At 60.6% G+C, this 23,247-nt stretch carries 24 protein-coding genes; 12 read left to right on the top strand and 12 right to left on the bottom strand.

Features of this window, described 5'->3' with window-relative positions; genetic code table 11:
- Positions 1–188: 188 nt before the first annotated feature.
- Positions 189–1,085, top strand: a complete 897-nt coding sequence (locus BZL43_RS27475) for a LysR family transcriptional regulator (RefSeq protein ID WP_095635184.1) — start codon at positions 189–191, stop codon at positions 1,083–1,085.
- Positions 1,086–1,214: 129 nt separating this feature from the next.
- On the opposite strand, the gene BZL43_RS27470 is transcribed toward BZL43_RS27475, so the two are convergent.
- Entirely contained in the window at positions 1,215–2,261 is a 1,047-nt protein-coding gene (locus tag BZL43_RS27470) for a class I SAM-dependent methyltransferase (protein ID WP_095635217.1), read from the bottom strand.
- 297 nt (positions 2,262–2,558) lie between these two features.
- Between BZL43_RS27470 and BZL43_RS27465 the strand changes: the two genes are divergently transcribed.
- Entirely contained in the window at positions 2,559–3,395 is an 837-nt protein-coding gene (locus tag BZL43_RS27465) for a DUF692 domain-containing protein (protein WP_095635183.1), read from the top strand.
- On the top strand, positions 3,388–4,146 hold the full coding sequence (locus tag BZL43_RS27460) for a DUF2063 domain-containing protein (RefSeq protein WP_095635182.1): 759 nt from the start codon (positions 3,388–3,390) through the stop codon (positions 4,144–4,146). The genes BZL43_RS27465 and BZL43_RS27460 overlap by 8 nt, the downstream gene beginning before the upstream one ends.
- Before the next feature lie 119 nt (positions 4,147–4,265).
- On the opposite strand, the gene BZL43_RS27455 is transcribed toward BZL43_RS27460, so the two are convergent.
- Together BZL43_RS27455 and BZL43_RS27450 are read right to left on the bottom strand one after the other, a co-directional pair.
- On the bottom strand, positions 4,266–5,573 hold the full coding sequence (locus BZL43_RS27455) for an ATP-binding protein (RefSeq protein WP_095635181.1): 1,308 nt from the start codon (positions 5,571–5,573) through the stop codon (positions 4,266–4,268).
- Positions 5,570–6,310, bottom strand: a complete 741-nt coding sequence (locus tag BZL43_RS27450; protein WP_095635180.1) for a response regulator — start codon at positions 6,308–6,310, stop codon at positions 5,570–5,572. The genes BZL43_RS27455 and BZL43_RS27450 overlap by 4 nt, the downstream gene beginning before the upstream one ends.
- Before the next feature lie 304 nt (positions 6,311–6,614).
- Here BZL43_RS27450 and BZL43_RS27445 point away from each other — a divergent pair, with 304 nt between their 5' ends.
- From BZL43_RS27445 to BZL43_RS27425, 5 genes are all read left to right on the top strand, one after another.
- Positions 6,615–6,878, top strand: coding sequence for a DUF2790 domain-containing protein (locus tag BZL43_RS27445; RefSeq protein ID WP_095635179.1), 264 nt, complete (start codon positions 6,615–6,617; stop codon positions 6,876–6,878).
- A gap of 41 nt (positions 6,879–6,919) precedes the next feature.
- Complete coding sequence (locus BZL43_RS27440; protein ID WP_095635178.1) at positions 6,920–7,141, top strand: hypothetical protein; 222 nt, start codon at positions 6,920–6,922, stop codon at positions 7,139–7,141.
- Between the two features lie 83 nt (positions 7,142–7,224).
- A complete protein-coding gene (locus tag BZL43_RS27435; RefSeq protein ID WP_095635177.1) occupies positions 7,225–8,436 on the top strand; it encodes a cytochrome c biogenesis protein DipZ in 1,212 nt (403 codons plus the stop codon).
- A 186-nt stretch (positions 8,437–8,622) separates the two neighbouring features.
- A complete protein-coding gene (locus BZL43_RS27430) occupies positions 8,623–8,895 on the top strand; it encodes a DUF4242 domain-containing protein (RefSeq protein WP_095635176.1) in 273 nt (90 codons plus the stop codon).
- Between the two features lie 36 nt (positions 8,896–8,931).
- A complete protein-coding gene (locus tag BZL43_RS27425) occupies positions 8,932–9,744 on the top strand; it encodes a class I SAM-dependent methyltransferase (RefSeq protein WP_095635175.1) in 813 nt (270 codons plus the stop codon).
- A gap of 205 nt (positions 9,745–9,949) precedes the next feature.
- Here the strand turns inward: BZL43_RS27425 and BZL43_RS27420 are convergent, their stop codons facing one another.
- The 3 genes from BZL43_RS27420 to pcsA form a co-directional block, all read right to left on the bottom strand.
- On the bottom strand, positions 9,950–10,876 hold the full coding sequence (locus BZL43_RS27420) for a universal stress protein (RefSeq protein ID WP_095635174.1): 927 nt from the start codon (positions 10,874–10,876) through the stop codon (positions 9,950–9,952).
- Between the two features lie 293 nt (positions 10,877–11,169).
- Positions 11,170–11,556, bottom strand: coding sequence for a DUF488 domain-containing protein (locus BZL43_RS27415; RefSeq protein ID WP_095635173.1), 387 nt, complete (start codon positions 11,554–11,556; stop codon positions 11,170–11,172).
- A gap of 11 nt (positions 11,557–11,567) precedes the next feature.
- Positions 11,568–12,290 carry a phosphatidylcholine synthase gene (gene pcsA, locus BZL43_RS27410; RefSeq protein ID WP_095635216.1) on the bottom strand — a complete coding sequence of 241 codons (723 nt, stop codon included), beginning with the start codon at positions 12,288–12,290 and terminating at the stop codon, positions 11,568–11,570.
- Between the two features lie 455 nt (positions 12,291–12,745).
- On the opposite strand from pcsA, the gene BZL43_RS27405 reads away from it, so the two are divergent.
- From BZL43_RS27405 to ligD, 4 genes are read left to right on the top strand one after another with little or no spacing between them, the layout of a single operon-like run.
- A complete protein-coding gene (locus tag BZL43_RS27405) occupies positions 12,746–14,131 on the top strand; it encodes an iron-containing redox enzyme family protein (protein ID WP_095635172.1) in 1,386 nt (461 codons plus the stop codon).
- A gap of 28 nt (positions 14,132–14,159) precedes the next feature.
- Positions 14,160–15,161 (top strand): class I SAM-dependent methyltransferase, encoded by a 1,002-nt coding sequence (locus tag BZL43_RS27400; RefSeq protein WP_095635171.1) that lies wholly within the window; start codon positions 14,160–14,162, stop codon positions 15,159–15,161.
- Entirely contained in the window at positions 15,133–16,299 is a 1,167-nt protein-coding gene (locus BZL43_RS27395) for a carboxylate-amine ligase (protein WP_095635170.1), read from the top strand. The genes BZL43_RS27400 and BZL43_RS27395 overlap by 29 nt, the downstream gene beginning before the upstream one ends.
- Entirely contained in the window at positions 16,296–18,935 is a 2,640-nt protein-coding gene (ligD, locus tag BZL43_RS27390) for a DNA ligase D (protein ID WP_095635169.1), read from the top strand. The genes BZL43_RS27395 and ligD overlap by 4 nt, the downstream gene beginning before the upstream one ends.
- A 43-nt stretch (positions 18,936–18,978) precedes the next feature.
- Here ligD and BZL43_RS27385 read toward each other — a convergent pair whose 3' ends face one another.
- The 6 genes from BZL43_RS27385 to BZL43_RS27360 form a co-directional block, all read right to left on the bottom strand.
- Positions 18,979–19,260, bottom strand: coding sequence for a DUF3303 domain-containing protein (locus BZL43_RS27385; RefSeq protein ID WP_095635168.1), 282 nt, complete (start codon positions 19,258–19,260; stop codon positions 18,979–18,981).
- A gap of 212 nt (positions 19,261–19,472) precedes the next feature.
- Entirely contained in the window at positions 19,473–19,874 is a 402-nt protein-coding gene (locus BZL43_RS27380; protein ID WP_095635167.1) for a hypothetical protein, read from the bottom strand.
- A 96-nt stretch (positions 19,875–19,970) separates the two neighbouring features.
- On the bottom strand, positions 19,971–20,738 hold the full coding sequence (gene phnE / locus BZL43_RS27375; protein WP_095635166.1) for a phosphonate ABC transporter, permease protein PhnE: 768 nt from the start codon (positions 20,736–20,738) through the stop codon (positions 19,971–19,973).
- A complete protein-coding gene (gene phnE / locus BZL43_RS27370; protein WP_095635165.1) occupies positions 20,735–21,562 on the bottom strand; it encodes a phosphonate ABC transporter, permease protein PhnE in 828 nt (275 codons plus the stop codon). The genes phnE (BZL43_RS27375) and phnE (BZL43_RS27370) overlap by 4 nt, the downstream gene beginning before the upstream one ends.
- Positions 21,556–22,353, bottom strand: coding sequence for a phosphonate ABC transporter ATP-binding protein (locus BZL43_RS27365; RefSeq protein WP_095635164.1), 798 nt, complete (start codon positions 22,351–22,353; stop codon positions 21,556–21,558). Before BZL43_RS27365 ends, phnE (BZL43_RS27370) begins: the two co-directional genes overlap by 7 nt.
- A complete protein-coding gene (locus BZL43_RS27360) occupies positions 22,350–23,201 on the bottom strand; it encodes a putative selenate ABC transporter substrate-binding protein (protein WP_095635163.1) in 852 nt (283 codons plus the stop codon). The genes BZL43_RS27365 and BZL43_RS27360 overlap by 4 nt, the downstream gene beginning before the upstream one ends.
- Between the last annotated feature and the right edge of the window lie 46 nt (positions 23,202–23,247).

The following is a 23,247-nucleotide window of genomic DNA, read 5'->3' as shown; positions in this document are numbered from 1 at the left end:
TCGCTGGATGATTGATTTGTTAAGTTGATTTTTAAGGTTGATTGATGGATAAAACTCAATAATGCGTAGGAGCTGCCGCAGGCTGCGATCTTTTGATCTTCAACACCTTCAAGGGGAGCCGAAAATCAAAAGATCGCAGCCTTCGCCAGCTCCTACATGGGATATTCCTTACCGTGGAGACCGTGGCCATGACCGTCAAACAGATCCGCGCATTTCTCGCCGTGGCCCAGAGTTTGAGTTTTGCCGTGGCATGCGAGCGGCTGCACCTGTCCCAGTCGGCATTGAGCCTGACCATCAAGGCGCTGGAGGAAGGCTTGGGCGGGCGCTTGTTCACGCGCAATACCCGCAATGTTGCGCTAACCGCCGAAGGCGAATCGTTGCTGCCTTTGGCTCGTCGGCTGATCGCAGACTGGGACAATGCCGAGGATGAACTGCGCCAACGCTTCACCCTCCAGCGCGGCCGCGTGACGCTGGCGGCGATGCCGTCGTTTGCCGGCAACCTGTTGCCGCCGATCCTCAAGACCTTTCGCGCGCGCTACCCCAAGGTCAACGTCACCGTGAACGACGTGATCAACGAGCAGGTGCTGGAAATGGTTCGCGACCGTCAGGTGGAATTGGGCGTAGCGTTCGAACCGACCCAGAGCTCGTCGCTGGAATTTACCCCGTTGTACATCGACCGGTTTGTGGCGGTAGTGCCCCTCGATTCACCGCTGGCGCAGCTGGCTGACATCGATTGGCAGTCCTTGCTCAAGGAGCCGTTCATTACTTTGCAGCGACCATCGACGGTGCGGGTGATGCTCGAAGAACATTTACAGACGCGCGGCATGAAATTGCCGGTGGAATTTGAAAGCCATCAATTGGCGACGGTCGGGCGGATGGTCGCCAGCGGATTGGGCGTCAGTGCGGTGCCGGCCCTATGCGCCGGGCAGATGCGCGAGCTGGGCGCGCGTTGCATCACCCTGCGCGACCCGGTGGTGGAACGGGCAATCGGGGTGCTGACGACGGGGCATGAACTGTCGGCGGCGGCGCAGGCGCTGTTCGATATTCTCAAAGCCGAAAACCTTGGCCAACAGCTTTCCCTTTGAAATCCAACACGGCCCCGTAGGAGCTGCCGAAGGCTGCGATCTTTTGATCTTGATTCGGCGATGTTGAAATCGCTGAAGATCAAAAGATCGCAGCCTTCGGCAGCTCCTACGATCAGCAGTCAGCAGTGTTTACTTACGCGCCTCCAGTATCAGGTTGAACGGCGTTTCCGTGGCCCGCCGGAACTGCGTGAACCCCGCTTCGGTGAAGACCTTGCGCAACCGTGCCTCACCCGCCTGGGCGCCGAGCCCGAGGCCGACTTCCTGGGACAGCGAGTTAGGCGTGCAGACAAAGGTCGAGGCGGCATAAAACAGTCGTCCCACCGGCGTGGTATTGGCATCGAGCGTGTCGTTGGCGAACGGCTCTACCAATAGCACCGAGCCGTCGGGCTTGAGCGATTCATAGGCATGTTTTGCGGCGCCGACCGGGTCGCCCATATCGTGCAGGCAGTCGAAGTAGCAGACCAGATCATAGTCGTCGCCCGGATAGCTTTTCGCGGTGCCCTGGAAGAACCGCGCCCGGCCGGACACGCCACCTTCTTCGGCGCGCTGGGTGGCGACGGTGACCGAAGGCGCGTGGTAATCGAAACCGACGAACCGTGAATTGGGAAACGCCTGGGCCATGATCACGGTCGAGGCGCCGTGGCCGCAGCCGATGTCCGCCACCTTGGCGCCGGCTTCCAGTTTGGCCACCACTCCATCAAGTGCCGGTAGCCATTCATTGACCAGATGCGCTTTGTACCCAGGGCGGAAGAACCGTTCAGTGCCGCTGAACATGCACGGATGATGATCGCCCCAGGGCAGGGCGCCGTTGCCGCGCATGGCCTTGACCAGTTTGTCCTTGTCATGGAAAAACGAGGCAACCACGCCGACACCGCCGGCCACATAGACCGGTGAATCTTCGATCGCCAGCGCCATGGCTTGCTCTTCAGGCAGGCGGAACTGGCCGTCCCGGTGTTCCATGTAACCGGAGGCGGCGTGGGCGCTGAGCCATTCGCGCAGCAGGCGGGTGTTGCAGCCGGTCTTTTCGGCGAGTGCTTCGGGGGTGACAGGCTGGCTGTCGGCCATGGCCCGGTACAGGCCGAGCTCTTCGCCGAGGATGACGTTGGCCAGCATCGCCGCGCCACCCATGTCGTTCACCAGTTTGCCCATGAAATCATTGAGTCTGGCCTCGTCCATCATGTGTGCTCCTTCAGCAGGATCAGAGTCCAGAGGCATTGTTTGTCGAGGCATGCACCTTTGGGCGGTGATCGTGGGAATGAACAGGACGATAACGGCGTCCTGGCCCCCTGCGGGGGTAATCAATAAGTCTAGTTCGTGTATCCCACTGTATCTGACTGCCTGTCCGATACAGTGGCCTGAGAAGAGCGGCGTTTGTGAACACACACCCGACACACCGCGGCGCTTGACTGGGATTGCCGGCTGGCACTGAGTTTTCAGACGCTGGAGACCGGATCCCAGGATGAGATCGACACCATGCAAACTCCCCTCATATCAGCGAAGACGAGCGTCGGGCTCGGCTTGCGCCGCGGTTTAATGAAGCATCTTCAAGCGGCCCCGGTAGGCGCTTTCGACTTTCTGGAAGTCGCGCCGGAAAACTGGATCGGCATCGGCGGTGCTCATGGCGCGGCTTTTCGCGCCTTGGCCGAGCGTTATCCATTGTCCTGTCACGGCTTGTCCTTGTCGTTGGGCGGGCCGGCACCGCTGGACGTCGGGTTCCTGCAAGAGGTGCGGGTTTTCCTCGATCAGCACAACGTGCCGCTGTACAGCGAACACCTGAGCTACTGCAGCGATGACGGGCATCTCTACGATCTGCTGCCATTGCCGTTCACCGAAGAAGCGGTGCATCACGTTGCCGGCCGAATTCGCCAGTCACAGGACATTCTCGGTCGGCGCCTGGCGGTGGAAAACATCTCCTACTACGCCGCGCCACAACAGGACATGGACGAACTGAGCTTCATCAACGCAGTGTTGCGTGAAGCCGATTGCGACCTGTTGCTGGACGTCAACAATGTCTACGTCAACTCGATCAATCACGGTTTCGATCCCCAGACCTTTCTGGCCGGCGTCGACGCGGGGAGGGTGGTTGCCCTGCATGTGGCGGGGCATTTTGATGAGTCCGACACGCTGAAGATCGACACCCATGGCGCCTCGGTCAAACCGGTGGTCTGGTCGCTGCTGGCCGAGGCCTACGCGCGGTTTGGTGTGCAACCGACACTGCTGGAACGGGATTTCAACTTTCCCCAATTTTCCGACCTGGTGAGCGAGTTACAGACCATTCGCCGCCTGCAAGGTGAGGTGAATCATGGCTAAGCCGACGCTCTATCAGCAGCAAGACACATTGACCCGTTACTTGCGCGACCCTGAACACTGTGCGCCGCCCGCGGAGATGGACGTGGCACGGGCGCAGGTTTATCGCGACCTGGTGTTTTCGAATCTGTCGTCGTTACTCTGCGGAACTTTTCCAGTGCTGGTGAAGGTGCTTGGCGATGATCATTGGCGTGCATTGGTGCGGATCTTCCTGAGGGACTATCGCGCTCAAACGCCAAAATTCGGTGAGGTTGCCCAGGAATTTGTGGAATTCCTCGCCTCCGAGCCACAGGTGTTGAGCGATGGGCCGTGGCCGCCATTCATGGTCGAGCTGGCGAATTACGAATGGGTCGAAATGGCACTGCAACAATCCGACGCCGAGCCGTTGCCGACCGGCGATGCCGCATTGCTGCTGGATCGACCGTTGCAGGTTTCGCCGCTGGCCTGGCCATTGGCGTATGGCTGGCCGGTGCAGAGGGTGGGGCCAGATTACCGACCGGACACGCCGCCCGTTCAGCCGACGTTACTGTTGGTTCATCGGGCCGAGGATTGGGGTGTACGGTTTTCCGAACTGAGCCCGTTGGCGTGGCGGTTGTTGCAGCGGATCGAAGCGTTTCCTCAGCTTAATGGCCGAGCGCAGCTGGACGGATTGGCGGTGGAGGCGGAGATGGTTGGGGCGCCGGATTTTATCGACAACGGGTTGGCGTTATTGCGGCAGATGCACGGGGAAGGGGTGATCGGCATAATCGCCTGACCGCCCACAATCTCCCAAAAAACCGATATCCCTGTGGGAGCGGGCTTGCCCGCGATGGCGGAGTGTCAGCCAACATCAATGTTGGATAGGCCGGCCGTTCCCACAGGGACTCGTGGTGTTTAGTGAGGTGTCGGCAACCTGAGCTCCGCACACAACCCACCCCCCTCGCGATTGCTCAATTTCAATGACCCGCCAATCGCAATGGCCAACTGCTGCGCAATCGCCAACCCCAACCCGGTCCCTCCCGTACTGCGGTTACGCGAATTTTCCACGCGGTAGAACGGTTCCATCACCTGCGCCAATTCCTCTTCGGCAATCCCCGGCCCACGGTCCATCACCTTCACTGACAAGCCATCAGCCTTCGTTTCTACCCACAACTCTGCGGCACCGGCGAATTTCAGCGCGTTGTCTATCAGATTCACCAGCACCCGACGCAACGCATGCGGCCGGGTGTTGATCACGGCTGCGCTTTTGCCGTCGAGCTGCACGTCTTTGCCCATGTCCTGATAATCGAACACCAGGCTGTCGAGGAATGAATCCAGATCGGTGCGGCGACTTTCCTCGGTGGCACCATGAATGCTGCGGGCATAGGCCACGCCTTCGCGAACCAGGTGTTCCATCTCGCCGAGGTCATGCCACAGTTTGTCTTTTTCGCTGGAGTCTTCCATGAATTCGGCGCGCAGTTTCATGCGGGTGATCGGGGTTTGCAGGTCGTGGGAAATCGCCGCCAACAGTTGCATGCGTTCCTTGAGGTAAGCCGCAATGCGCGCCTGCATTGCATTAAAGGCTCTGGCTGCGTAGGCGACTTCGGTGGGGCCTTTTTCATCCAGGTGGATGGCGTGGGTGTTGGGGTCGAGGGTTTCCGCCGCTTGGGCGAGGCGGGTGAGCGGGCGGATGGCGATTCTCACCGCCAGCCAGGTGCAGGCAATCATCAGCGCCAGTTGCCCCAGCAACACCGCCGGCAACCACGGCGACAACGGCACCATCGAAGGCCGTACATCAATGGTCACAGGGCTGCCGTCCTTGAGTTTCAGGTGGGCCTGAAAGTGTTTTTTCGGGCCGGGGATGTCGGTAAAGGTCAGCGGGTAATCACGGCCGATGGCGTACTGAATCGAGGTGACTGCAATCGGCACATCGCGGGCCGCGATCGGTGTGCCCGGCGAGCCTTCATTCAACAGATAGCCGTAGTTGGTGCGTTCCAGACGCTGTAGCCAGTTCGGGCGCTCTTCGGCGGGCAAGCGGTTGAGGATGGCGATGGAGGTCGAGACATCGGTTTCCAGATTGCCCAGCATGGTGTTTTTCGCACTTTGATAACGCTCATAGTACTGAGCGCCGAAGGACAGCGCCTGGGCGAGGATCAGACCGATCAGAAAAATCAGCGACAGCCGCGACGCCAGCGTGCGGGGCCAGTGCAGCGCAAGGTTCATGACGGCGCACCGAGCACTTCCACCGGCAGGGAAAACACATAGCCTTCACTGCGAACGGTCTTGATGTAGGCCGGTTCCCGGGCGTCGTCCAGCAGACGCTGACGCAAGCGGCTCACCAGCAAATCGATGGAGCGGTCGAACAGGTCGGCATCGCGGCCTTGAGTCAGGTTGAGTAACTGGTCGCGATTGAGCACCCGCTGAGGGTGATCGAGGAACACCCGCAGCAATCGATACTCCGCGCCGCTGAGGGCGACCATGGTGCCGTCCTCATCCAGCAAATGCCGGGCCGAGGTGTCCAGGCGCCAGCGACCGAACGCCAGCAGGCGACCGCTTTCGGTGATGATCAGGTTCGGTGGCAGCATCCGCGTGCGGCGCAGCACGGCGTTGATGCGGGCGAGCAATTCGCGGGCGGCGAACGGTTTGACCAGGTAATCGTCGGCACCCATTTCCAGGCCGATGATGCGGTCGGTTTCATCGTTGCGAGCGGTGAGCATCAGCACTGGCGTGGCCTTGTGTTTGCCGGCGCGAAGTTCGCGGCAGAGGACCAGGCCATCATCCCCCGGCATCATAATGTCGAGCACAATCAGGTCCACCGGCGTGGACTCCAGAAACGAGCGCATCTGCCGTCCATCCGCCACCACGGTGGTGCGCAGGCCGTTCTTTTTCAGGTAATTGCCTACCAGTTCCCGGATCTCGCGGTCATCGTCCACGATGAGAATGTGATCGACGTGTTCCATGCTGAAGCCTCTTGAAGGGGAGTTGTCGCGCAGTCTATCGAGCCATGGCCCGCTCGCCTGCCGTCGATTGTATTGCAGTGTATCTGGCGTCTGGGCGGATACACGGGGATGCAAAAAAACAGCCGGTTTCAGGGGTTTTGTATCGCTGTGTATCGCAGGCCGGCGTCGATACACAGCGATTTACTCGCGCCTGTTCCAGACACAGACGAGATACCTCGCGGGTTTCAAATAGGTTCCATCGAGGCACACCCAACCGCCTCGGCTCAATCAACGATTGACCTATGGAAGCCCAGAGGAAACCACCATGAACACCAAAGCCGTGTACGCCGCCTGCCTGTTTGCCGCCCTGAACATTTGTACCTTGTCGGCCCGGGCGGAGGCCGAAGTCACCCCTCAAACCTACACCTACGGCACCCACCTGGACATCCAGAAAGTGCTGTCGATGAAACAGGACGCCACACCTGCCTGCGGGATTGTGAATGCCCGGATGACCTACCTGGATTCCCAAGGCCAAACCCGGGTCCTGGATTACAGCAAATTCGCTGACGGCTGCAACGAAGGCAACTGAGTCTTTCGATTACCCATCCCCTTTGCAACAGGAAGAACATCATGAACAACATTACCCGCGTTTTGACCGCCATCGTCTTCTCCGTAGCAGGCGCCGTCGCCCATGCCAACGCTGTGGTTGAACAGAGCAGTTGTGGCAACAGCACCTGCTTCCAACTGACGCCGCTGCTGGCCGAGGATGGTTCCAGCCGCACACCGCAAGGGCAACTGGTTGCCGAAAATGGCTACAGCCGGACGCCGCAGGGCCAGCAGCTGGAGGGCTGAAGCCTGGCCCGGTTCTGTCAATTCCCTCCGTCCCAGTGTGGGAATTGCGGTGTATCGCCCTTCACATTCTCAAGGTGATTCCCATGTTTCTCATCGCATTCCTGGGCGGTATTTTGACCGTCCTCAGCCCCTGCATCCTGCCGGTCGTGCCGTTTCTGTTTGCCGGGGCGAAACGCACGCGTTCTTCCATCCTGCTCACCCTCGGTGGCATGGCCCTGACCTTCGCCCTGATCTCCAGCCTGGCGGTGGTCAGCAGTGATTGGGTGGTGCAAGCCAGCAACACCGGCCGTCATGTGGCGCTGATCGTGATGGTGCTGTTTGCCCTGTCGCTGATCTCTGCCCGCATGGGTGGCTGGCTGGCGCGCCCGTTCGTGCTGCTGGGCAATCGCCTTGATCCCGACACTCGCAAAATGTCTGGCCCGTCGGGTTCGGTAATGATCGGCGTCGCCACCGGGTTGCTCTGGGCGCCGTGTGCCGGGCCGATCCTCGGCGTGATTCTCACCGGCGCCATGCTGCAAGGCGCCAACGCTCAGACCAGTCTGCTGCTGGTGGCGTACGGCCTGGGCAGCGCGTTGTCCCTGGGCACTTTGATCTTCGCCGGTCGCGGCCTGGTCAATCGCTTGAAACCGTCGATTCCGCTGACCGGTTGGCTGCGGCGCGGTACGGGCGTTGCGGTGTTGGTCGCCGCCGCAGTCATCGCCACTGGCACCGACAACAAGTTGCTCGCCAGTACCTCGTCCGAAGGTGTCACCACGGTTGAACAGCGCCTGCTGGAAAGCGTACCGAAAGTCATCGATTACGTCGTCAGCAAGGTCAAGGCCGACTCGACCCTGGACGCGGCCAAGGGCGCGATGCCGTCACTCGCTGGCGCGGTCCAATGGCTCAACTCGCCAGCACTGAGCAACGACTCCCTGCGCGGCAAAGTGGTGCTGGTGGACTTCTGGACCTATGACTGCATCAACTGCCAGCGCACCTTGCCCTACGTGAAGGACTGGGCGAAAAAATATGAGAAAGATGGCTTGGTGGTGATCGGCGTGCACACCCCGGAATATGGCTACGAACGCATCATCGACAATGTCCGCGATCAGGTGAAAAAACTCGGTATCACCTATCCGGTGGCGATCGACAACAACTACGCGATCTGGCGCGCCTTCAATAACCAGTACTGGCCCGCTCATTACCTGATCGACCCCAAGGGGCAGGTGCGTTACACCCATTTTGGCGAGGGACGGTATGAGACTCAGGAGCAGATGATCCGGCAATTGCTGGAAGAGGCCAAACCGCCTGCCGCTTAACCCGTTTCGGCCACGCAAGCCAATCTGTCAAGGCGGCGTTACAAATGGCGACCACGCATCGGAGAATCCCCTGTTTCGTGAATTCTCCGGACGATTGGCAGGACGCCGGCGTATCCGGGAGCGATAGTTTGTGGACGACAGGATCATTGCCGACCCTGTCATCACCCTCAAGAAAAGGAAGTTGTCATGCCTAAATTCATTATTGAACGCGAGCTTCCAGGCGCTGGCGCACTGCCGCAACAGGAGCTCAAGGCGATTTCGCAAAAGTCCTGCGATGTGTTGCGCGAGATGGGGCCAGAGGTGCAGTGGCTGGAGAGCTACATCACGGGCGACAAGATCTACTGCGTGTACATCGCGCCGAATGAGGGACTGATCAGGGAGCACGCCCAAAAGGGTGAATTTCCCATCAACAGCGTGTCCCGGGTCATGAACGTCATCGATCCCACCACGGCGGAGTGAGCCGGACGCGTTCCAACCCGCAACGGAGCAGATTTCATGAGCACACCCATTGACCTCACTGCCCTGAAAAACCGGCAAATGGCCTCGTGGGCCAGCGGCGACTACGCCGTGATCGGCACTACCCTGCAGATTGTCGGGGAACAACTGGCCGAGGCCTGTGACTTGCTTTGTGATGAGCAGGTGCTGGATGTCGCCGCCGGCAACGGTAACGCAACGCTCGCTGCCGCGCGCCGGGGCTGCAAGGTCACGTCCACCGATTACGTGGCCAAGCTGCTTGAGCGCGGCGAAGACCGCGCTCGGGCAGAACATCTGGACGTGACTTTTCAGGTGGCCGATGCCGAGGACTTGCCGTTCGAGGACGCCAGTTTCGATGCCGTGCTTTCGACCTTTGGTGTGATGTTCACCCCCGATCAGCCCAAGGCCGCAGCGGAACTGGCGCGGGTGTGCCGTCGTGGCGGGCGGATCGGTCTTGCCAACTGGACGCCTGAAGGCTTCATCGGCCAGGTGTTCAGGACTCTGGGCCGCCACCTGCCACCACCGCCAGGCGCGCAACCCCCTTCGAACTGGGGCACCGAAGCCTGGTTGCACTCACAGTTTGATCAGCGCGACTTCCAGCTCCAGGTGACGCGGCGGTTGTTCAACTTCCGCTATCGCTCGGCCGCGCATTGGATCGATACCTTCCGTACCTGGTATGGCCCGGTTCACAAGGCATTTGCGACCCTGCCACCCGAAGGGGGCACCGCCCTGGAAAACGACCTGACCGAACTGCTCAATCGCCTGAACCGGGCGGGGAAGCGGTCGCTGGTGGTGCCCAGTGAATACCTGGAGGTGGTGATTACACGGCGTTGAAACGACAACACAAATCCCCCTGTGGGAGCGGGCTTGTCTGGACCGGGGACATGGTGGCTCTGCGGCGAGGGGGCTTGCCCCCGTTGGGGCGCGAAGCGGCCCTAAAAGCTTTGCGACTGCTTCGCAGCCGAACGGGGGCAAGCCCCCTCGCCACAGAGCCCGCTCCTACGGGGTATGTGCAGTATTGACTACCTGACCAGACCGATCACTCATCCAGCCGTTCGGTGTACACCACCCATACACTGCACGGCATTTTGTACAGCAGGTGCTCCACGGTACTGCCGATCAACCGGCCGAGGCCACGATGGCCAACCCGGCCCATGACAATCACATCGACGTCATAGGTCTCGGCGTAGCGAGTCAGCACCTTGGTCGGGCTGCCCATGAGCATGTGCCGTTGCTGTGGGGCGATGCCGTTGCGTGCGGCCAATTCGTTGAAGGCATCTTCCTGAAAGTCGAACAGGGTCTTGGCCTTGTCCGAAGCGAAAAACGCCGAACCGTTTTCGAAGCTGAACTCGTCCGAGCTGATCGATGAAAGGTCATAGGCGTAGACCACGTCGAGCTCGGCATTGCAGGCACTCGCCAGTTTTGACGCCTCGTGCAGAATCCGGTCATTGAAGCTTTTGTAGTGATCATCACGATGGAAGGGGTCCACCGCTGCAACGATCTTGCGCGGCAACGCATGTCTGGCATGGCTGACGAAGTGCAGCGGCACCGGGCATTCGCGCAGCAAATGTACATCGAGGGGGGTAAACACCAGCCGCGATAGCCGCGATTGATGTTCCAGCGCCTTGATCAGTACGTCCATCGGCTGTTCTTTGAGGTGGGTGAGGATTTCCTCCAGCGGATTTTCGACCCACGTCACCTCCGTGGTGACGTGCACACCGATCTTGCGCAACGGACGGGCCTGTTCCTCCAGCCACTGGCGGTGACGCTCGACATAGCCCAGACGCATCTGCTCCAGGGCCTTTTCGTTGACCAGGCTGGCGGTCGCCAGGCCTTCCAGATAGTCAAAGGCTACGATATGCAGGGCTGCATCTTCGGCTTTGGCCAGCGCTGCGGCTCGGTCGAAGGCAGGGCTGTGTTCCATCAGGGGCGAGGCGACCAGCATGAAACGAGCTTGACCAGACATGACAAACCTCCCGTGGGTAAACGAGCAGACGACGGTCCCCCCGGGCTGACACGGGAGAGCGACAGTGCGCCCGACGTATGGTCATTCGATAGCCATTCAATCCTCTCAGTATTGACCATGATCAAACTCTCGTCCGCAAGCGGGTGATCACGCGTTGAGGTAACGGATGACTCGGTAAAAAGTGTGGGAGCGAGCCTGCTCGCGATGGCGCAATGTCAGTCGACAGCTGCATTGACTGGAAAACAGTCATTGCGAGCAGGCTCGCTCCCACAAGGGGATGGGGCTCGTGCGACCTATACAACCTTCGCCCCCCGTGCCTCCAGCAATTCCCGTAACACGGAACGGTGGCAGTGGGCTTCGTCTTCGCAATAACACCCTACCGCCAGTGACGTTTGATGGGAGAGGGCGGCCAGCAGGTCGAGCAGTTGACTGGACGCGGGGTGGTTCATCTCGGCCTTGAATTTGCGCTTGAAGGCGCCCCAGGCCTTGGCATCTTCCGCCGCTTTGGCTTCGGCCACCAACTCGGGGCTGGGGGACAACAACGGTTGCCACACATCGTAAAAATCCCGGCTGGCGAATTCGGCCTTCGGTACGCCACGGGGCGGGCGGCGTACCGTGCCCAGGCGCAGGCCTTCATTCGCGGTGCGGGGTGAGCCGAGTTGGACGATGTGAATGGGCATGATCGCAGTGCCTATTTGAGCCGCGAACTGTCGAACCACTCCAGCGCCGTGCGCCAGAAGCAGATCCCCAGGAAGTACGCCGACATCAGCAGCCACAAGCCCATCACCAGCGGATTGATGACCGGGTGATTGACCACTAGCGACAAGCTGCACAGCAGCCAGATGGCCGTCACGGCAATGTTGATCGGCATGAACCGGCGCACGCGGAACGGGTGCAGGAATTTCATTCGGGTCACGGTCAGCAGCGCCAGGCCGATGATGGTGAGCAAGGTGATCCACGGGGCCGGGTCAATGATGTACAGGCATAGCGCAACGACGTTCCACGCAGCGGGGAAGCCCTGGAAATAGTTGTCTTTGCTCTTCATGTTGACGTTGCAGAAACAAAACAGTGACGACACCAGAATCAGCGACACAGTCAGCAGCAGGGTGTAGTCCGGCAACGGGATATAGCGGTAGATGAACAGGGCCGGGATAAATACATACGTCAGGTAGTCGATCACCAGGTCGAGGATCGAACCGTCGAAACCTGGCAGCACCGACTGCACATTCACCTTGCGTGCCAGCGCGCCGTCCAGACCGTCGACAATCAGCGCCACGCCCAGCCACAGCAGACAATGGGTCGGCTGGTTCTCCAACAAGGCGAGGGTCGCGAGGAAGGCTGTGACCACGCCAGTGGCGGTAAAACCATGGGCGCCCCATGCTTTGAGCCTGGCAATGTGTACGGTGGATATCACGGGGGCGTTCTCCAGAAAGTGAAGCAAGCCGATGATCACCCTCTTGTTGAGGGTGTCGGGCGAACCGGGTCGGGTTGCAGGTATCGACCGGATTTGCGGGGATAAGGTTCACCCCCTATGAATCTTAGTCGCCGGACAAAAAAATACCCCGGTAATAGCCGGGAGGTGCAAGGGCGGCGCGGCATCCACCTGTAGGAGCTGGCGAAGCCTGCGATCTTTTGATTTTCAGCGGTTTGAACATGGCCAGGATCAAAAGCTCGCAGCCTGCGGCAGCGCCTCTACACACATTGTGTACATCCCGGGCGAATTGCCTCGCGAGCCAGTGCCACGGCGCTGGCCCGTCTGTCCGGCCAATTTCAATGCCAGTGGAATTTTTTTCAGGTACCGCCGCTCTGCTGATAGAGACGTGCTGATCCAGCGTCCTGCCACTGGCCGCAGAGTGAGAAGACTATTCCATGACTGCCCTGACACGACTTGAATCCCGGCCTGCCCGCGAACACCTGATGACTGCTACCGGCGGCGTGAAGTCGTTCTATGAACAATTGCTGCTGAGCGACGATGACGCGATAAAGACCCCGCTCGCCCGCCGCTTCCTGCAAGAGCAATTGCAACAAGCGGCGCAGTTGCCTGATGAGCTGCCGCGGGACCTCTCGGCCCTGCAAAACTGGGTCGAACAGCACAGCGTCGACGTGGCCCGGCAATACGCCGACTACGTTCAGCAACGCAAGGCGGGCGGTGCGCGACAGTTCTTCAGCAATAAAGCCCATGCGTTGTTTTTCCTGCAGGCAGTGGCCCCGACCAAACTGGTGGATGGGGCCTGGCTCTATGGCCTGTTGCCGCACTGGAAGGACCCGCGCTTCGACGGGCTGTTGAGCACTTATCTGGAGGAGTTGGGCGAGGGCAATCCGGCACAGAATCATGTGCTGATCTACCGCAAACTGCTCGCCGAACATGGCTTGCCAGACACGGCTGCGATTACCGATGAACGCTACCTGCAAGGCGCGATTCAACTGGCGCTCGGCTATTGCGCCCAGGAGTATTTACCGGAAGTGATCGGCTACAACCTCGGCTATGAACAACTGCCGCTGCATTTGTTGATCAGCGCTTATGAACTCAGCGAGCTGGGCATCGATCCGCTTTATTTCACGCTCCACGTGACCATCGACAACGCCAGCATCGGCCATGCTCACAAGGCGGCGCAGTCGGTGCTGCAATTGCTCCCGGTGGAGGGCGATCGCGATGACTTTCTGCGTCGGGTGGCGTTGGGTTATCGGCTCAACGGCCTGGGGCAGGGCAGCCGGGCGATTATCGAGTCGTTCGACCTCGACAGCGAAGTGCTGAGCATGCTGGAACGCAAACGCCCGTTCGGCCAGCACATGCATTCCGATTACAGCCGCTTTGAAGGCAAGACCGTCAATCAATGGTTGTCTTCATCGGAGCAGTTGCCGGGATTGCTGGCCGCCCTGGAAAACAAAGGCTGGATCAAACGCCACCAGGACCCGCAGGCCAGTCGTTTCTGGCAATTGATCGATGGCCCCGGCGCGGCGATGTTCGGCGTATTCAGCCCTTACGAGAAACAGTTGCTGCACGACTGGATTGCCGGTGACTGGAAACCTGAACATCCGGCGGTTGCCGTACGACGTGGCAGCAGTGTGGCGGCAGAAACGCCGGTGCCTGACAGCGATCCGGATATCCAGCGCCTGCACGCCGCGCTGAACGGTCTGAGCGGGCACGAGCAAATGCCGGTGTTGATGCGGTGGCTTTCGCCCCATCGGCATGCACATCCTGCGGGTCTGTTGGCGACGCGTCGTTTCATCGAACTCAAATCCAGCCTTCTCTAGAACGCTTTTTTATCAACGGGAGCGGTTTATGAGTCAGGAAGAACAGCTGTCTGTCGCCGACCTGGCGCTGGTGCAACTGGGACGGCGCCTGCAGGCTGACGGTTATCGGTTCATTACGCCGACGCCGCTGACCCATCAGCGCGTCAATAGCCGTGCCGAAGGCCGACGGGCCGAGACCCTGCGCGATGTTTTTGGCTGGTCGCGGCCATTTGAGCCAGGGCTGTTGTCGGCGGATGAACAACGCCAGTTGCAACAGGCGCAGGTGCTGGAGGCATGCAACGGGCGGCTGAAAAGCCGGGTGCGCTGGTCCAGCCTCGACGACTTGCTGTTCGTGCATTCGGCCTTTCCGACGGAGGCCGCCGATTCGGTGTTCTTCGGCCCCGACACTTATCGGTTCGCCCAACTGATTCACGCCCATCTGCAGCAGAGTTTTGCCCCGATCAGGCGCGCTGTGGACGTGGGTTGCGGCGCCGGTGTCGGTGCCATTCTGATTGCCCGCGCCCGTCGCGAAGCCGAGGTGTGGGCGTTGGACATCAACCCCGAGGCCCTGCGCATGACGGCCATCAACGCCGCGCTTGCCGAAGTGCACAACCTCAGGGTCGAGGCCAGCGATCTGCTGCAGGATGTCGACGGATACTTTGACCTGATCGTCGCCAACCCACCCTACATGGCCGATCCGGCCGAGCGTGCCTATCGGCATGGCGGCGGCGCGTTGGGCGCGGAATTGTCACTGCGGATTGTCGAGCAGGCACTGGGTCGGCTGGCACCCGGCGGCTCGTTGCTGTTGTACACCGGCGCGGCGATGGTCGATGGCCGCGACCCATTGCTGGAGGCCCTTGCTCCGCGCCTGGAGGCTCCGGGGTTCGGCTGGACCTATCGTGAACTCGATCCGGATGTGTTCGGAGAAGAGTTGTCGACACCCGGTTATCAACGGGTGGAACGGATTGCCGTCGTCGCGCTGACCGCGACGCGTCTCGGCCCGGGCATTGGGGAAAACGTTGATGAGCAGGCGCCTGAATTTCGGCATTGAAGAAGAATACTTCCTCACCGACCTCGTCACCCGGCACATGCCGATGCAGCCCTCGGCCCAAGCGATCGAGGCGTGCAGGGCGGCGCTGGGCCAGTCGTTCGCCTATGAAATGTTCCAGGGGCAAATTGAAGTCGCCTCACCGGTTTTCAGCAGTGTGCCGCAGGCCGCCGATTACCTGGCCACCACCCGCAGTGCGCTGCGACGTGCTCTGGAGCCGTTCGGGTTGGGCCTGCTCAGCGCCGGCAGTCATCCCTTGGCGGATTGGCGAATTCAGCAACCGACGGATCAGGTGCATTTCCATCAGCTGTTCGATGATTACCAGCGAGTGGCCCGACGCAGCCTGTTGTCCGGGCTGCACGTGCACGTCGAAGTGCCCGGTCATCTGGACCGGATCCGCATCATGAATGAAGTCTTGCCGTGGGTGCCGCTGTTGTTGGCGCTCAGCACCTCGTCCCCGTTTTGGGAGGGAGTGGACAGCGGTTTCATGAGCTATCGCCAAGTGGCCTGCGACGAGTGGCCGCGCATGGGCATCCCGGAGTTTTTCGAGGATCAGGATGCGTTCGATGACTATGTCGCGCTGATGACCCGCACCGGCTCGATCCGCCAACCTGGTGACTGTTGGTGGAGCGTGCGCCCGGCCGCACGGTTTCCCACGCTGGAGCTGCGCATCACCGACGCCTGTCCACGGCTGGATGACGCGCTGTGCATCGCTTCGCTGTTTCGCCTGATGGTCGCTGATGCCGTCGCGCAGCCGCTGCCGGGGGCGAACTTCAACCGGACGGCTTACTGGATCCTCAAGGAAAATCGCTGGCGCGCCAAGCGTTACGGCATTCACGGCACCTTCATCCGCAAGGACCACGAACCGACAATCTCGGTCGAGCAATGGCTGGCGCTGGCGCAAGTGACGTTTGCCGAGACCGCGCAGCAACTGGGCGTGCAAGATGTCTTCAAACAGGCTCGGCGTCTGTTGATCGACGGGACCAGCGCCGATCGGCAACGGCACGCGGTGGAACAGGCCTTGTGCGACGCACGCTCGATGCCCGAGGCGTTGGCGCAAGCGGTCGATCAACTGCTGATGGAAACCGGCGAACAACCTTGCGCCAGCCCGGCCCCGCAACGAGCGGTAGGTGAGCCATGAACAAGAACCTGGACGATTACAACCGCATGCGCGATTTCTCGGCGACCTCGGAACCGGCCGCCGTCAAACGCTCGGGCAAAAAAGCAGCGAAGGATCATGCGTTGCAGTTCTGCATTCAAAAGCATGATGCCTCGCACTTGCACTATGACTTTCGCCTGGAACTCGACGGCGCGCTGAAAAGTTGGGCCGTGCCCAAAGGTCCGTCGCTGGACCCCAAGGTCAAGCGCCTGGCCATTCATGTCGAAGACCATCCGCTGGAATACGCCACGTTCGAGGGCACTATTCCTGAAGGGCATTACGGTGCTGGCGATGTGATCGTCTGGGATCGTGGGGTGTGGATTCCCCTGGACGACCCGGCCAAGGCGTACGCCAAAGGCCGGCTGAAATTCGAGCTGCAGGGGGAAAAGCTTGGCGGTCTGTGGAACCTGGTGCGCACGCACATGCCGGGCAAGCAGGAACAGTGGTTTCTGATCAAGCATCAGGACAGCGCCGCCAGACCCGACAGCGAATACGACGTGGTCGCCGCCCAGCCGGACAGCGTGCTCAGCGACCGCACCATTCTGGAAAAAAAGCACGGTGCTGAAAAACCCAAGCCGATCAAAAAAGTCCCGGCCAAGGCACGTAAGGAAAAGTCGGCACAATTGACGGGCGCGCGCAAAGCCAAGTTGCCGGAGCTGCTCAAACCTGAGCTGGCGACACTGGTCGAATCGGCGCCAGGCGGCGAATGGAGCTATGAGATCAAATTCGACGGCTACCGGGTCATGGCGCGCATCGACCACGACGAGGTCAGACTCTTCACCCGCAACGGTCATGACTGGACCCACAAATTGCCCGCCCAAGCCCGGGCATTGGCTGCGCTGGATCTGGAATCGGCCTGGCTCGACGGCGAAATGGTGGTGGCCAACGAGCAAGGCGTCCCGGATTTTCAGGCGCTGCAAAATGCGTTCGATTCCGGCCGAAGCGGCAGCATTGTTTACTACCTGTTCGACTTGCCCTACCTCAATGGCGTGGACCTGCGCGAAGTGCCTGTCGAGGAGCGCAGGGCGGCGCTGGCGATTGTGCTCAAGCCCAATCAAAACCCGCTGTTGCGATTCTCCGACGCCTTTGGCGAATCCCCGGAGGCGTTGCTCAACAGTGCCTGCGAAATGAAGATGGAAGGGCTGATCGGCAAGCGCCTGGGGTCGCCTTACGTGTCCCGGCGCACCAGTGACTGGATCAAACTCAAGTGCAAGCACCGGCAGGAATTCATCGTGGTCGGCTTTACTGATCCCAAAGGTACGCGCAGTGCTTTTGGCGCGTTGTTGCTGGGGTTGCACGACCGCGACAGCGGTGAATTGCGTTATGCCGGCAAGGTGGGCACCGGGTTCAACGAGGCGACCCTCAAGCGCATTTACGAACAATTGAAGCCCTTGCAGACGAAAAAACCATCGGTGGTCAATCCGCCCAGCGGTTTCGAAGCCAAAGGCGTGCATTGGCTCAAGCCCACATTGCTGGCGGAAGTGGCTTTCGCCGAAATGACCAAGGACGGCTCGGTGCGCCATGCCGTGTTCCATGGTTTGCGTGATGACAAGCCAGCCGAAGAAATTACTGTGGAGTTGCCGAAAACCGTGAACACATCAGCCTCGAATACAACAACCCCGAAAACTGGCGCAGCAAAATCCGTGGCAAAGAGGAAATCAGCCGCCGAAAAACCCGACACCGCCGACCCGAAAACTGCCCGCTCGACTGTCGCGCCGTCGCAGATCGGCCTGGCCAGCGGCAAAATACGCATCACGCACCCGGAACGGGTGATCGACGCCAGCAGCGGCACCACCAAGATGCAATTGGCGGAGTACTACGCCAACATCGCCGAGTGGATTTTGCCGCAACTCAAGGATCGGCCGGTGGCGCTGGTGCGTGCGCCGGACGGCATCGCCGGCGAACTGTTCTTTCAGAAGAACGCCGAACGCCTGGCCATTCCGGGGATTGTGACCCTGGACAAGGAACTGACCGGCCAACCGGTGATGATCATCAACAACGCCAAAGCGTTGATCGGCGCGGTGCAGATGAGCACCGTGGAACTGCACACCTGGAATGCCACGTCAGTCGATCTGGATAAACCCGATCGCTTCGTCCTCGATCTCGACCCGGATCCGGCGTTGCCCTGGAAAAGCATGATCGAAGCGACCCGGCTAACCCTCACGGTGCTGGATGAGCTGGGACTCAAGGCGTTTCTCAAAACCAGCGGCGGCAAGGGGATTCACCTGATCGTGCCGCTGACTCGCAAACATGGCTGGGACGAGGTCAAGGACTTCAGCCACGCGATCGTCAGCCACATGGCCAAATTACTGCCGGACCGCTTTTCTGCGGTGTCCGGACCGAAAAACCGCGTGGGGCGTATCTTCATCGACTACCTGCGCAACGGTCTGGGCGCCACCACGATTTGCGCCTATGCCGTGCGCACCCGCGAAGGGCTGCCGGTGTCAGTGCCGATCTTTCGCGAGGAGGTGGCCGAGCTCAAGGGGGGCAATCAATGGAACGTGCACAACGTGCATGAGCGCCTGGCCGACATTGGTGACGAACCCTGGGCTGACCTGAAGAAGACCCGACAGACGATAACTGCCGACATGCGGCGGCGGGTGGGGATGAAAAAATAGTGAATCGAGAAGAAGGTGGCGAGGGCACTCGCCACCTCGACGACTATTGCTTGCCGATAGCGGCAGCCAGCAGCGGCGCCGCCTGTTCATCGGTCAATGCGGCGTGGACTTCCATGCTCATAAGGTCGCTCCATTCCAGCACCCACTTCTGAATCAACACCGGATCACTGGCCTCTGCAATGCCAAAACCACTCGAGCCACCGACGGCATGCCAGCGCCCCAGCATCTTGACGTCTGCGGGTGGCGCGCCACCGGTCTTGAGAAAACGTTCGATTGCACTGTTACGATGTTGCTGACTGATGGACCAACGGACGATGAATAACATTTGCCACCTCCTGCTACGGATTGGCACCTTTTTTTTCGCGCACATGGCTGGCGCCGGGGCCACGGCCACGCTTGTGTTTCCAGCTCCATCCTGGCTGGCCTGATACCTTTGCTCCCATCAGAAGGCATAGCAGCGGCCCGCGTTTGGCGTACGACCGCTGATCCTCTTTCAGGGCATTTGAAACGAATATATCGAGATAACAGCGCAAACCATCAGGCATCACGCAGCAAGTCGTTGGCATTGAGCAGCTCGTAGGCAATCTCCGGGCGCTTCTCCAGCCCTCGACGAATCGCCGCCGGAATCGACTGACGGGTTTTGCGGCACAGGCCCGGCAATTCACCGAGGGTGATGTTGATGCCGCGCATGGTGCGCACTTCGTTGAAGCCCGGGACGATCTCCACGCGCAGACCCAATTGCTCGTACATCCGGCGTTGCAGACGCTCCAGATCGCTGAGGCTCTGGAGATTTTCCAGGCGTTCGATCAGGCGCTTTTCTTCCGAGCGGGTCAGGCTCAGGATGCGCAGATCCGCGCCGGGGGTTTCCAGCAACGGCTCACGCTCGCAGATGCAGGCTCCGGGCGGGCAGGGTTGGCGGATGGGTAGAGAGGTCGTCATGGGGTTCAATCATAGAGCGCTATGATCAGGTTTGCCCATGGGGTTGTCGTGCCGTCGAGCGCAACACACTCTGTGCAACCCGCTATGCGAAAAAAGTCAGGCCTTGACCCAGCGTTGACGGCTCCAGCTGCTCAATGTATCGACGGCGAATACCAACAACAGCATGGCCAGAATCACCGTGCTGGCTTGCGCCTCCTGGAACAGGCTGAGGCTGACATAGAGCATTTGCCCCAAACCACCGGCGCCGACGAAGCCGAGCACACTGGCCATGCGGATATTGTTTTCCCAGCGGTACAGGATGTAGGCCAGTAACTGTGGCAACAGGTTGGGCAGTGTGCCGTAACAGAAAGCCCATACGGTGTTGCCGCCCTGGAGGCGAATGGCTTCGGCCGGTTCTGGTGGGGTGTTTTCCAGCGCTTCGGCAAACAGCCGGCCGAGCACGCCAGTGGTGTGCAGGGCTAGCGCCAGGGTACCGGCATTGGGGCCGAGGCCGGCGGCAAGGACCATCAGCGCAGCCCACACCAGTTCCGGAACCGCACGCAAGGCGTTGAGCACCAGGCGCGACGCGCTCTGCAATGGCCAGCCGAAGCGCCCGGCCGCAGGCAAGGCCAACAGCAAACCGAATACCGCCGCGAGCAGGGTGCCCAGGGCAGACATGGCAATGGTTTCCAACGCACCGTGGGCGATGGCTTGCAGATGACCGGGGCTCAGGTCCGGGCTGAGAAAACGCTGCGCATAAGCGCCCATCTGCTTCAGGTTGCCCGTGCCGCCCAGCTCGCCCAGGTCGATGCCCAGGTAGATGAACGAGGCGATCACCGCTGCGCCGATGCAGAGCAGCAGGGCCAGATTGATCAGGCGATTCATGCCAGCCTCCAGCGCAGCAGACGGCTGAGTTGATCGGCGAGCAGTACCAGCACCAGGAAGGTCAGTAACAGACTGGCCACTTCACCGCCGGCGAACATGCGCAACGACAGATCTATTTGCTGGCCCAGACCGCCGGCACCCACGAAACCCATCACCACCGAGGCGCGGATGGCGCATTCCCAGCGGTACACCGTGTACGACAGCAATTCCGCCGCCACATTGGGCAGGATCCCATAACAAAAGGCCGCGAGCCGGCTGCTGCCCGATTGCAATAGCGCGTGGGCCGGGCGCTGGTCGGCCGACTCGAAAATTTCCGCGTAAACCTTGCCCAGCATGCCGCTGTAGGTAATGGCAATGGCCAGCACTCCCGCTGTCGGGCCGAGGCCGACAGCGCGTACGAACAGCAGGGCCCAGACGATTTCCGGCACGCTGCGCAGGAAGATCAGTAAACCGCGTACAGGCCAGCGCAGCAGTTGGCCCCAATAACTCGGGTGGCCGGCTCGGGAGGCCGCAGACAGCGACAATGCGCGGCTGGCCAACAGGCTGGCCGGGATTGCCAACAGCAACGCCAGGGCCATGCCGGCCGTGGCGATGGCCAGGGTCTGCAGGGTGGCTTGCAACAACAGCTCAATGAACTCCTCGCCATGGGCCGGTGGCCAGAAGGCGGAGACAAACCGGCCCATCTCGCTCTGACTGTCGCTTGCCACCAGCACGCTGAGGTCCAACTCGCTGAAATGGATGCCAGGCCATAGCAGGGCAAGGGCCAGCAAGGTGAACAGCAGGCGGGGCCGGGTGGCCGGATCGCGGGTATCACGGGTCAGCATCGGGGAATCTGCACACTCAAGGGCGCTGGAGCAATCGGTGGGGATAGCAATTGTTCGTTGGCGTAGAGCTTGTCGAGCAACTCACGGTCGACTTCGCTGGCCTGAAGGTCGAACAGAATCTGTCCATCACGCAAGCCGATGATGCGCGAAAAGTGCGCCAGGGCCAGCTCCACCGCATGCAAGCTGGCGACCAGGGTAACGTTGTGCTGCCGGGCATGGCTGCAGAGCACCGAAAGCGTGTGCTGGGCCAATACGGGGTCCATGGCCGATACCGGCTCATCGGCCAGCAACACCTCGGGCGCCTGGTACAGCACACGGGCAATGCCCACGCGTTGCAACTGTCCACCGGACAGTTGCTGGCATTGCGCAAATAATTTGTCACTCAGGTCCAGCCGGGCCAAGGCCGCGCGCGCGCCCGGAATATCCAGTGGGTGCAGCAGGTTCAACAGGCTCTTGCCCAGACCCCACTGACCCAGCTTACCGGCCAGAACCGCGGTGACCACACGTTGGCGCGGTGGCAGGGGAGGCGACTGATGAATCAGCCCGATACGCGCGCGCAGGCGCTGACGCTGACGGGCAGAAAGCTGCCAGGCACGCTCACCGAGCACCTGCAGCTCACCGTGGCCTGGTCGCAGGGCGGTGGCCAGCAGGTTGAGCAGGCTCGACTTGCCCGCGCCAGACGGGCCGATGATGGCGACCTGTTCGCTGGCACCGATGTGCAGGTCCACGCCGCGCAGTGCCTGGACACCATTGGCGTGGGTAAGGCTTACCTGGGTCAGACGTAATGTCATTTGAGCAGTTCGGCGGCGCGGGCGGCTTCCTCGATGCCCTTGTAGTTCTCGGGTTTGGTTTCGATGAAACGGCTGGCGGCCTGCAGATCCAGAATTTCCTTGTCCGCAGGCTTCGCCGGATCGAGGGCCAGGAAGGCTGTTTTTATCTTGGCCGCCAGCGCCGGGTCGAGGGTCCCGCGCACCGTCCAGTTGTAATCGAAGTAAGCCGGTGTGGTGGCAAACACTTTGACCTTGGTGGTGTCGACCTTGCCGGCGGCGACCAGTTTTTCCCACACGCTGGCGTTCAATACCCCGGCATCGACCTTGCCGGCCTGAACCCAGGCAACAGTGGCGTCATGGGCGCCGGAGTAGCCGACTCGGCTGAAATAAGTTTCAGGCTTGATGCTGTCCTTCAGCATGAAATAACGTGGCATGAGACTGCCGGACGTGGAGGACACCGAGCCGAAGGCAAACGTCTTGCCCTTGAGATCGGCGAGGGACTTGACGGCAGGGTCGGCGGTGATGAATTTGCTGGTGAATTGGGCGTCCTGTTCACGCTGTACCAGCGGAATGGCATTGCCGGTTTTCAAGCGTGCCTGCACGAACGTGAAACCGCCCAGCCAGGCCAGGTCGATGCGGTCGGTGGCCAGCGCTTCGACCACGGCCGGGTAGTCACTCACCGGAACGAACTCGACCTTCATGCCCAACTGTTGTTCCAGATAGGCGCCAAGCGGCTTGAACTTGCGCAGCAGTTCGGTAGGGGCTTCATCGGGAATCGCGCTGACTTTCAGCGTATCGGCCGCCTGCGCCAACAGGGTGCAAAAAGGCAGGATCAAGCTGACGGCCAACGCCAGGGTACGCTTGAGCATGAAAATCTCCGGTGTATGAACAAAAGAATGTCGAGGCGCCAAGCAG

The organism is Pseudomonas sp. PICF141 (genome assembly GCF_002286815.1).
Lineage (GTDB): Bacteria > Pseudomonadota > Gammaproteobacteria > Pseudomonadales > Pseudomonadaceae > Aquipseudomonas.
Note: the sequence above shows the minus strand (reverse complement) of the source record. Positions and strands in the feature narration are given on the sequence as shown.

Bases quoted from the DNA above. Each gene is read 5' to 3' on its own strand.
- BZL43_RS27470 (WP_095635217.1), bottom strand. From the start codon at position 2,261: ATGGACGAGGCCAGACTCAATGATTTCATGGGCAAACTGGTGAACGAC.
- BZL43_RS27460 (WP_095635182.1), top strand. From the start codon at position 3,388: ATGGCTAAGCCGACGCTCTATCAGCAGCAAGACACATTGACCCGTTAC.
- BZL43_RS27420 (WP_095635174.1), bottom strand. From the start codon at position 10,876: ATGTCTGGTCAAGCTCGTTTCATGCTGGTCGCCTCGCCCCTGATGGAA.
- BZL43_RS27400 (WP_095635171.1), top strand. From the start codon at position 14,160: ATGAGTCAGGAAGAACAGCTGTCTGTCGCCGACCTGGCGCTGGTGCAA.
- BZL43_RS27445 (WP_095635179.1), top strand. From the start codon at position 6,615: ATGAACACCAAAGCCGTGTACGCCGCCTGCCTGTTTGCCGCCCTGAAC.
- BZL43_RS27440 (WP_095635178.1), top strand. From the start codon at position 6,920: ATGAACAACATTACCCGCGTTTTGACCGCCATCGTCTTCTCCGTAGCA.
- BZL43_RS27430 (WP_095635176.1), top strand. From the start codon at position 8,623: ATGCCTAAATTCATTATTGAACGCGAGCTTCCAGGCGCTGGCGCACTG.
- BZL43_RS27465 (WP_095635183.1), top strand. From the start codon at position 2,559: ATGCAAACTCCCCTCATATCAGCGAAGACGAGCGTCGGGCTCGGCTTG.
- BZL43_RS27365 (WP_095635164.1), bottom strand. From the start codon at position 22,353: ATGACATTACGTCTGACCCAGGTAAGCCTTACCCACGCCAATGGTGTC.
- BZL43_RS27405 (WP_095635172.1), top strand. From the start codon at position 12,746: ATGACTGCCCTGACACGACTTGAATCCCGGCCTGCCCGCGAACACCTG.
- BZL43_RS27475 (WP_095635184.1), top strand. From the start codon at position 189: ATGACCGTCAAACAGATCCGCGCATTTCTCGCCGTGGCCCAGAGTTTG.
- BZL43_RS27450 (WP_095635180.1), bottom strand. From the start codon at position 6,310: ATGGAACACGTCGATCACATTCTCATCGTGGACGATGACCGCGAGATC.
- BZL43_RS27435 (WP_095635177.1), top strand. From the start codon at position 7,225: ATGTTTCTCATCGCATTCCTGGGCGGTATTTTGACCGTCCTCAGCCCC.
- BZL43_RS27425 (WP_095635175.1), top strand. From the start codon at position 8,932: ATGAGCACACCCATTGACCTCACTGCCCTGAAAAACCGGCAAATGGCC.
- BZL43_RS27385 (WP_095635168.1), bottom strand. From the start codon at position 19,260: ATGTTATTCATCGTCCGTTGGTCCATCAGTCAGCAACATCGTAACAGT.
- BZL43_RS27415 (WP_095635173.1), bottom strand. From the start codon at position 11,556: ATGCCCATTCACATCGTCCAACTCGGCTCACCCCGCACCGCGAATGAA.
- BZL43_RS27455 (WP_095635181.1), bottom strand. From the start codon at position 5,573: ATGAACCTTGCGCTGCACTGGCCCCGCACGCTGGCGTCGCGGCTGTCG.
- BZL43_RS27395 (WP_095635170.1), top strand. From the start codon at position 15,133: ATGAGCAGGCGCCTGAATTTCGGCATTGAAGAAGAATACTTCCTCACC.
- BZL43_RS27380 (WP_095635167.1), bottom strand. From the start codon at position 19,874: ATGACGACCTCTCTACCCATCCGCCAACCCTGCCCGCCCGGAGCCTGC.
- ligD (WP_095635169.1), top strand. From the start codon at position 16,296: ATGAACAAGAACCTGGACGATTACAACCGCATGCGCGATTTCTCGGCG.
- phnE (WP_095635166.1), bottom strand. From the start codon at position 20,738: ATGAATCGCCTGATCAATCTGGCCCTGCTGCTCTGCATCGGCGCAGCG.
- phnE (WP_095635165.1), bottom strand. From the start codon at position 21,562: ATGCTGACCCGTGATACCCGCGATCCGGCCACCCGGCCCCGCCTGCTG.
- BZL43_RS27360 (WP_095635163.1), bottom strand. From the start codon at position 23,201: ATGCTCAAGCGTACCCTGGCGTTGGCCGTCAGCTTGATCCTGCCTTTT.